Origin of the sequence: Amycolatopsis silviterrae (assembly GCF_042684085.1) — a bacterium.
Classification (GTDB): Bacteria; Actinomycetota; Actinomycetes; order Mycobacteriales; family Pseudonocardiaceae; genus Amycolatopsis; species Amycolatopsis silviterrae.
Genome location: NZ_JBHUKS010000016.1, coordinates 308,291 through 316,674 on the forward strand (window position 1 = coordinate 308,291; position 8,384 = coordinate 316,674).

General features: G+C 69.4%; 10 protein-coding genes. 7 read left to right on the forward strand and 3 right to left on the reverse strand.

All coding sequences use genetic code 11. The features are described from left to right. Positions 1-28: 28 nt before the first annotated feature. Positions 29-820 (forward strand): phosphate ABC transporter ATP-binding protein, encoded by a 792-nt coding sequence (locus tag ACFSVL_RS24220; RefSeq protein ID WP_378307832.1) that lies wholly within the window; start codon positions 29-31, stop codon positions 818-820. Between the two features lie 16 nt (positions 821-836). Further along, positions 837-2,396 (forward strand): substrate-binding domain-containing protein, encoded by a 1,560-nt coding sequence (locus ACFSVL_RS24225; protein ID WP_378307814.1) that lies wholly within the window; start codon positions 837-839, stop codon positions 2,394-2,396. Positions 2,397-2,398: 2 nt separating this feature from the next. On the opposite strand, the gene ACFSVL_RS24230 is transcribed toward ACFSVL_RS24225, so the two are convergent. Beyond that, positions 2,399-3,163, reverse strand: a complete 765-nt coding sequence (locus tag ACFSVL_RS24230) for a group II truncated hemoglobin (protein WP_378307815.1) — start codon at positions 3,161-3,163, stop codon at positions 2,399-2,401. An 80-nt stretch (positions 3,164-3,243) separates the two neighbouring features. Here ACFSVL_RS24230 and ACFSVL_RS24235 point away from each other — a divergent pair, with 80 nt between their 5' ends. Beyond that, on the forward strand, positions 3,244-3,603 hold the full coding sequence (locus tag ACFSVL_RS24235; RefSeq protein ID WP_378307816.1) for a winged helix-turn-helix transcriptional regulator: 360 nt from the start codon (positions 3,244-3,246) through the stop codon (positions 3,601-3,603). On the opposite strand, the gene ACFSVL_RS24240 is transcribed toward ACFSVL_RS24235, so the two are convergent. Continuing rightward, positions 3,588-3,947, reverse strand: coding sequence for a DUF488 domain-containing protein (locus tag ACFSVL_RS24240; protein WP_378307817.1), 360 nt, complete (start codon positions 3,945-3,947; stop codon positions 3,588-3,590). The two genes, ACFSVL_RS24235 and ACFSVL_RS24240, sit on opposite strands and share 16 nt — an antisense overlap. A 93-nt stretch (positions 3,948-4,040) precedes the next feature. On the opposite strand from ACFSVL_RS24240, the gene ACFSVL_RS24245 reads away from it, so the two are divergent. Genes ACFSVL_RS24245 through ACFSVL_RS24255 form a run of 3 tightly spaced genes read left to right on the forward strand, consistent with a single transcriptional unit; the run spans position 4,041 to position 6,208 of the window. After that, positions 4,041-4,907, forward strand: coding sequence for a LysR family transcriptional regulator (locus ACFSVL_RS24245; protein ID WP_378307818.1), 867 nt, complete (start codon positions 4,041-4,043; stop codon positions 4,905-4,907). Positions 4,908-4,946: 39 nt separating this feature from the next. Then, the gene (locus ACFSVL_RS24250) at positions 4,947-5,558 is read left to right on the forward strand and encodes a TetR/AcrR family transcriptional regulator (protein ID WP_378307819.1); all 612 of its coding nucleotides are present in this window, start codon (positions 4,947-4,949) and stop codon (positions 5,556-5,558) included. After that, positions 5,555-6,208 (forward strand): DUF3159 domain-containing protein, encoded by a 654-nt coding sequence (locus ACFSVL_RS24255; protein ID WP_378307820.1) that lies wholly within the window; start codon positions 5,555-5,557, stop codon positions 6,206-6,208. Before ACFSVL_RS24250 ends, ACFSVL_RS24255 begins: the two co-directional genes overlap by 4 nt. Here the strand turns inward: ACFSVL_RS24255 and ACFSVL_RS24260 are convergent. Next, positions 6,165-6,986: a GH25 family lysozyme gene (locus ACFSVL_RS24260; RefSeq protein WP_378307821.1), complete on the reverse strand. Its 822-nt coding sequence runs from the start codon at positions 6,984-6,986 to the stop codon at positions 6,165-6,167. The two genes, ACFSVL_RS24255 and ACFSVL_RS24260, sit on opposite strands and share 44 nt — an antisense overlap. Positions 6,987-7,197: 211 nt before the next feature. Between ACFSVL_RS24260 and ACFSVL_RS24265 the strand changes: the two genes are divergently transcribed. Then, complete coding sequence (locus ACFSVL_RS24265; RefSeq protein ID WP_378307822.1) at positions 7,198-8,109, forward strand: DUF5829 family protein; 912 nt, start codon at positions 7,198-7,200, stop codon at positions 8,107-8,109. Positions 8,110-8,384 lie beyond the last annotated feature (275 nt).

Below are 8,384 nucleotides of genomic sequence, written 5' to 3' on the forward strand. Positions count from 1 at the left end.
AACCCTCGAAGCCCGCGAACCCGTCCGGGTGCTCGGCGGTCCGCCGCCCGGCGCGGCGGCGCTGGAGGCGCGCGGTGTGCACGCCTGGTTCGGCGACCGGCTCGTGCTGGAGGACGTGACTCTCGCGATGCCCGCCAACGAGGTGACCGCGCTGATCGGCCCGTCCGGCTGCGGCAAGTCGACGTTCCTGCGCATCCTCAACCGGATGCACGAACTGGTCGGCACCGCGAGCCTGGCCGGCGAGGTCCTGCTGGACGGCGACGACATCTACGCCGAGGGCACCCGCGCCCAGCACGCCCGGCTGCGGATCGGCATGGTGTTCCAGAAGCCCAACCCGTTCCCGGCGATGTCCATTCGCGACAACGTCCTCGCCGGGCTCAAGCTCGCCGGCGTCAAATGCGCGGACAAGGACGGGCTGGTCGAGCAGAGCCTGGAACGCGCCGGGCTGTGGCGGGAGGTCCGGGACCGGCTGAACTCCCCCGGCGGCGCGCTGTCCGGCGGGCAGCAGCAGCGGCTGTGCATCGCGCGGTCGCTCGCGGTGCAGCCGAACGTGCTGCTGATGGACGAACCCTGCTCCGCGCTCGACCCGACGTCCACCCGGCGGATCGAGCAGACCATCGTGGAAATCTCCGACGAGGTGACCGTCGTGATCGTCACGCACAACATGCAGCAGGCGCAACGGGTTTCGCATCACTGCGCGTTCTTCCTCGCCGGCGAGAACGAGCCAGGCCGGGTGGTCGAGCACGGTTCGACGGAACAGATTTTCGAGAATCCCGAAGACAGCCGCACCCACGACTACGTCCACGGCCGTTTCGGCTGATCCGGGGAGAGCTTCGATGCACCGCACCAGATGGGCCGGGCTCGGCTGCGCGGGCGCGCTGCTGGCCTGCCAGATTTTGCTCGCGCCGGCCGCCGAGGCGTTCAGCCAGGTCAACGGGTCCGGATCGACCTATGTCGGGCTCGCGATGAGCGATTGGCAGAATGGCGCCAATTCACGCGGTATTCCGGTCAATTACAGCGCGCTCGGCTCCCCGGCGGGGGTCAATCAATACGGCGATCACACTGTCGATTTCGCCGGCACCGAGGCGGAAGTCAGTTCCCTGGAAGCCGCTGGGGGTGGCGGCGCTACCGCCAAGCAGCGCGGATATCAATATGTGCCGGACGTCGCCGGAGCGGTCGCGGTGATGTACAACGTCACCGACGCGGGCGGACGGCGCGTCGACACCCTGCACCTCACCCGGGACGTCATCGCGCGGATCTTCGCCCGGCAAATCACGCGCTGGAACGACCCGGCGATCAGCGCCACCAATGGCGGATTCGCGCTGCCGGATCAGCCAATCACGTTGGTCGGACGCAGTGGACAGTCCGGTACCACGGCGTTGTTCTACGACTTCGTGGCCCATGTCGCGCCCGGCCCGTACGGAGATTTCGTCTCCCGGAACGTCGACAAGGGCATCGGACCGCTGCCCGCCGGAGTGCGGCCGATCCAGCTGCCGACCCGAGGCCCGGACGCGGATTTCTACCGGCTTTTCGCGGATTCCGACCAGATCGCGCAGACGCTCGCCAACGGCAGCGTCCCGTTCTCCATCGGCTACGACGAATTCGGTTACGCGAAGAAGTACAACGCGCCGACCGCATGGGTGGAGAACCAGGCCGGAAAGTACACGCTGCCGTACGCGGCCAATATCGCGGCGGCGCTGACCAAGGCTAACCTGCGGCCGGACCTCAGCCAGGAATTGTCCGGGGTCTACGCCAACCCGGATCCGTCGACCTATCCCATCTCGGCTTATTCGTATTTGATGACCCCGTGCGGGTCCGGTCGGGACACCTGCAAGGGCGGATATCCCGACGGGGCCAAGACGGAGACGATGACCGCGTTCATCGAGCACATCGCGTGCGACGGACAGCTCAACATGGCCCGGATCGGCTATTCGCCGTTGCCGCCCAACCTGTCGCAGGAAATGATGAACGCCAATGCCCGGCTCACCGGGCGTCCGGCCAAACAGCTCAGCGCGGGCAACTGCGCCAACCCGACGTTCCACGGCGGCTTGGGAGCCGGAGCCACCGCGCCCGAGGATCCGTTCGCCGGGCTGGGCGGGGTGGACGCGTTGACCCACGGCGGGACTGGCGGCGGACCCAAGGCCGGGGCGAAGGAGGGGCCGAAGTCGTCCGCCAGCGCGCAGGCTTCGTCCGGACCCGCGGCGTCGTCGGCTTCGGGGCCGGATGCTTCGGAGGCCAATGGCGGGTCGCGGGATTGGCGCAATGCCGAGCCCGCCGCTTACGAGGGCGGCGGATTCGGCGGGTTCGGGGCGTGGGCCGCGCTGGTGCTGTTCGCGGCGATCTGCGTGCCACTGGTGGTCCGCGGCATCATCCGACGGCTGCGGCGGACGGAATAACGTCAACTCCCGCTCCAAGGCGGAGCCGACCCCCAACCCCAGCGAGGCACCGGCTGGTCCCCCACCTCCCCCGCGTCCGGCGCGGAGAACACCACCGCAAGCCTGCTGCCCCATTCGAGATACCCGGCGAGGGCGGCGCGGAACTCCGCGTCCGCGGGAAGCCCGACGTCGTCGGCGGTCGCCAGCAGCAGCGAGACCCAGCGGCGCCGCTGGGTCTCGGTGATCGCCCGTCCGGCATGCCGGGAGATCATGTGCTCGTGCCCGCCGTGGTGCGCGGTGTACGCGGCCGGGCCGCCGAACACCTCGCCGAGCCAGATCGCCACATGCGCGGGGTGCTCCGGGCTCATCCCCGCGAAGACCTCGGCGAGCACGTCGTCCTCGGCCACCTTCGCGTAGAACGCCTCGGTCAGCTTCGCCAGCGCGGCCGATCCGCCCGCCCATTCGTAGAGCGTCGGCACCGCACCGCCCGGACCGGCCACCTCGGTGCGTTCGTAATGCCGCATCTCCTCGATGTCCTCGACATAGGGCCGGATCTCGGCGAAGAACGCGGCAAACCACGGCCCGCGCCGGAAACCCTGGAGGTGTGCCTCCGCCGAAGTCCAGCCGATGCGCAGGATGTAGCTGCCCGGCTCGTCGACGGCGCGAGCGAGTTCGTAGTCGTGGCATTCCTCCGAGGCGGCGAGCGACGTGGCCGCCCGCTGGTAAGCGGCTTCGAAGTCCGCGTGCCCGCCGTCCGGAATGCGGTACCGGATGTACTCGATGATCACCGGATCAGCCAAGCACTCGCCGGGCCGGTCGCCTAGTACGCACTTGCCGGTGCGTACCCGCGGCAGGCGATGATGGCGGGATGAAAGCGCGCTACTCGTGTGCGGTCGAACTGGCTGTCGACGTCATGGGCGGGAAGTGGAAGCCGGTGATCCTCGCGCGGCTCAAGGAAAGCCCGCACCGTTACGGCCAGCTGCGCCGGGCCATTCCGTCGATCACCGAGAAGGTGCTCACCGAACAGCTGCGGGAGCTGGTCGCGGCCGGGCTGGTGAACCGGACCGAGGTGGCCGGCCGGGTGCCGACGGTCGAGTACCGGCTGACCCCGTCCGGCGACGAACTGCGCCCGGCGCTGACCGCGTTGTACGAATGGGGCAGCCGCTACGCCGAGCGCAACGGCATCGCGGTCGGCAGCGCCGGAACGGACGGTCAGGAAGGCAACTGAAGCAGCTCGGCCAGTACCGCCGCTTCGCTGATGTCGCTGCGTTTGGTCGCGGTCAGCAGGCTCAGCGGACCCTTCTCGGCGAGTTCGCGCAGGCGCGCCAACGCTTCGGCGCGTTCCGGTTCGTCTAGTTCCGCACGGTAGCGCCGGGCGAATTCGTCGTAGCGGTCCGGGTCGTGGGCGTACCACTTGCGCAGTTCCGTAGAGGGCGAGACCTGTTTCAGCCACTCGTCCAGCTGCGCGCGGTCCTTGCTGAGCCCGCGCGGCCACAACCGGTCGACCAGCACCCGCGTGCCGTCGGTGGATTCGGGCGGGTCGTAGACCCGGCGCACCTGAACTCGGCTCATCGGGAGAGCGGCTCCTTCCTCGGCGAGGGTTCCGTCGACCAGCCTCCGCCCGCGGCCGCCGCCGGGCAACCGAAGCGGGTATAACCCCAGGGTATGGAACTGCGCCAGCTGCGGTACTTCGTCGCCGTGTTCACCGAGGGGTCGATCAGCCGGGCGGCCGGGTCGCTGCTGATCTCGCAGCCCGCGCTGACCAGGCAGATCCGCGTCCTCGAACGCGAACTCGGGACGGCGCTGTTCGACCGGGTGCCGACCGGCGTCCAGCCGACGGTCGCGGGCCGGGCGCTGCACGAGCATGCCCGGCAGGTGCTGCGGCTCGCCGACGCCACCCGCGAGGTCACGCGGTCCGCGGCTCCGGTGAAGGAGCAGGTCGAGATCGCGTTGCCGCCGGGGATTCCGCAGGACTGGGTGCTCGTGGCGCTGGCCGAGATCCGCCGCCAGGTGCCGGCCGCGGCGTTGTCGTTTCTGGACGCCAGCAGCACCGAGCAGCTGCGGATGCTCAGCGAGGGACGGATCGACATCGGGCTGGTCCACCAGAACCCGCCGTCGACGCTGCAGGGGAGGTGGCTGTTCGAGCATCCGTTCGGGGTCGCGATCCGGCCGGGCCACGCGCTTTTCGGGCGCGCGAAATGCCGGCTGCGGGATCTCGACGACGTCCGGGTGCTCGCGCACTCCCGGGCGCAGGTCCCGGCGGGACACGACCAGATGCGCGCGGCGGCGCACGGGCTCGGGATATCGCCGCACTGGCGGCTCGCGCGGTTCAACGAGAACGCGCTGGCCTGCGCGGAGGCCGTCGAGGCGGACGCGGTGCTGCTCAGCCGCCCGAGCGCGACCCGGATGCTGCCCGGCTGGGCCTGGAGCGAACTGGTCGAGCCGAACGTCCCGCTGACGACGTGGGCGGTGTGCCAGCCGCAGACCCGGCGGATCGTCGGCGCGGTCATGGAGGCACTGGCCGGCTTTTAGTGTTGCACTGTTACGCAACACTGTCTTACTATCGTGGAGGTGAGCCCGAGACAGCGCGACGCCGCACTCCGCGAAAGCCTCCTGGCGACCGCTGCCCAGGTGCTGGCCGAAGAAGGCGGTCCGGCCTTGTCGACCCGGCGGCTGGCCCGCGAACTGGGGGTGTCGACAACGGCGGTGTACACCTACTTCGGCAGTGTCGAGCAGCTGCGCCGAGAAGTGCGGGTGGAAGGCTTCCGCCGCCTCGAAGAAACGCTGGACCCGCCCGGTGAAGACCCGGTGGCCGCCCTCGCCAGCGCGGCAGCGGCGTTCTTCCGGTTCGGAATGGCCGAACCACACCTGTACCGGGCGATGTTCGTCGACCGTCCGCTGGACGACGACCGCGCTGGCGAGGCGTGTTTCCTGCGGCTGCACAAGGCTTTCGCCATGGCGGTCGAGTCCGGCCGGTTCCCCGAAGTGACGGCGGAACAGACGGAAATGTGCACGGCCCAGGTGTGGAGCACCCAGCACGGGCTGGCAACGATGGTGCTCAGCGGCGCACTGCCGGAGGCCGCCGGGCAAGCAGCACTGGCGGATCTGCTGGTACGACTGGCGATCGGCTACGGCGACACCCCGGCCCGGGCGGCCCAGTCAGTGTCAGGAGCATTGAAATGAAGCGACGTTTCCCTGACGGCAAGCCGAATCCGCCGCGCATCGACACCCCGTCCGGGATCGTGCTTTCCGCGATCCCCTCCGCAGTCCTCGCCCCGCTCAACGCCATCGCAGGCACCGGAATCGCCGTCGGCGCCGCAGCCGTCCTCGCCGCCCTCATCGCGGCGTTCCGAGTCCGGCGCGGAGATCCGAAGGGCCCGGCGTTCGGCGGACTGGTCGGCGTCGGCATCGCCGGTTTCATCGCGTGGCAAACCGGTTCCAGCAGCGGGCTTTTCCTGCCCGACCTGGCCTGGTACCTCCTGGCCGCGCTGGTGCTGACCGGCTCGATCATCGTGCGGCGGCCGCTCGTCGGCCTCGCCTGGACGGTGGTCGGGCGCGGCCGGACCGACCGCGCCGCCCGCCGCCGGTTCGTGCTCGCGACCGCGGTCCTCGCCGCCGGCTTCCTCGTCCGGGCAGCCGTGACCGGGTTGCTCAGCCTTGACCCGGCCAACGCCTGGCTGGTCGCGGCGAAAGTCGCGACCGGACTGCCGGGAACGCTGGCCGGGCTGGCGGTCATCGCCTGGGCCCGGCCGGGAGCCCGGCCGCACCGGACTCCCGGACCGGCCGGGGTCAGCCGGTGGCCAGCACCTTCAGCCGGTCGATGCCCGCGCTGAAGTAGTCCTGGTCGAGCGGCGTCGAGGTGTACTGCCAGAAGGTGTAGAACCCCCAGTTGTACGGCAGCGCGCCCGGCGTCGACGAGTACGCCGCCACCCACAGCGGGTTGGTCGCGCTGAAGTCGCCCTTGTTGCCGGTGCACTGGGTCCACCAGCTGGTCGCCGTGTAGATCACCGGCCAGCGCGACGTCTTCGCGTGGTACTCGTCGCTGAACGCCTTGATCCACGACACCATCGCGGACTGGCTCAGCCCGTAGCAGGCGGAGTTGGGCCCCCATTCGATGTCGAGCGTGCCGGGCAGGGTCTTGCCGTCCTTCGACCAGCCGCCGCCGTGCGCGACGAAGTAGTCGGCCTGCGCCGCGCCGCCGGAGAGATCCGGGCGGCCGTAGTGGTACGCGCCGCGGATCATGCCGACTTTGTACGAGCCGTCGTACTGCTGGGTGAAGTACGGATTCTGGTAGCCGATGCCCTCGGTCGCCTTCACGTAGGCGAACCGCTTGCCCTGGTTCCAGTAGGACTGCCAGTCGACCGCGCCCTGGTAACTGCTCACGTCGATGCCCGGCGTCGTCGCCTCGACCGCAGCAGGCGCGACCGCCCCGCCGCCCGGCTCGTGCGCCCGGATGGAGGCGCCCATCTGATGGTTGTCCGGGGTTTCGGCTGAAGTGTCGGCCGATGCGTTCGGCGCGGTCGCCACGAGCAGGGCGGCAGCCGCGGCGAACACCGCTCCGGTCAGGCGCCGTCGCGCCCTCCCGGCGGGTCCCCAGTGGAGAGTGGTCATGACAGGTCCTTTCGCGTGCCCTCGCGACGTGCCACCCGATCAGGTGGCACGAGGACCTGATTCTGTTACTAAAAGTGATGCACTGTCACTGCTCCAAGTGAACTAATTTCCACCTGACCGGACAACAAGAAAGACATTCTCAGTAGGCCGTTGCGGTCGAATTGCCCGAAAACGCCGCCAACCGCCCGCGCCCGCCCTACTCTCCTCCGCCATGTCGACACGTCGAAGAACCCGGACAATCCTCCAGCTCCTGGCCGCTCTCCTCGCCCTGGCCGCGACGGCCACCGGCACCGCGCAGGCCAGCGAACCCACGCTGCTGCACTTCAACCACACCTACGGCGTCGTGGACCGCGAAACCGCCGACGCCATCGAACATTCGACCTACCTCAAGGACTTCGCCAACTTCCAGGTCCGCACCACCACCGGCGCGGGCGGCGAGAAGTGGACCGGCCGCTACCTGATGGGCCGGGAAACCTACCTGGAACTCTTCGGCACCGGCGACATCCCCGGCACCGACCTCGGCTCGGCGGGCATGGGCCTCTCGGTCGAACACACCGGCCAACTGTCCACAGTGGTCCAGCACCTGCGCGACGCGGGCATCACGACCCCGCTGGAATTCCTGCAGACCCGGGACTTCGGCGACGGCAAGCCAATCCCGTGGTTCAACGGCGTCTTCACCACCGACGCGTACGACACCTTCGGCGCCTGGGGCATGGAATACCGCCCCGAATACTTCGCCGACCCGCGCGGCAACACCGGCCCCGAGCAATACCCCGGCGACATCAGCCGCAACCGCTACCTCCCCGACGACTACCGCAGCCACCAGATGCGCGACGTCAGCGGCGTCCGCCTGGGCATCACCGCACGCGACCTGGCCAACACCCTGCCCCTGCTCCGGGCCGGCGGCCTAACTGTCCGCGACCTCCCCACCGGTGCCATCGCCACGGACGGCCAGACCACCATCCGCTTCGAAACCGCCCCCGCGTCCGAGGTCGGCCTACGACAGCTCGACCTGACCCTCAACCGCCCCACCGGAACCCGCCACGTCGAACGCCTAGGCCACTCAACCCTCACCGTAGGCCCAGGCCCCCACGCCCGCTGGACCTTCGCCCCACGCACCTAACGAGTTCCGTGAGGGGAACCCGCACAGCCCCAGATTCCCGCAGGGTTCCCCTCACGACCCTCGCCGACCCCGGCCGTCCGTGAGGGACCCCTTCACAGACCCAGATTCCCTCAAGGTGCCCTTCACAGACCTTGGCCCGGCCACCGCCGAAACGCCCCAATGTGGCATTGGGTGCATCCCACGCAACCAACGCCACATTGGGTGCGTCACACCTGGATCCACCGGTGGAATGTGGTGGGGCTGGTATGTCGTGGGCACGCAGATGCCCTCTGGCC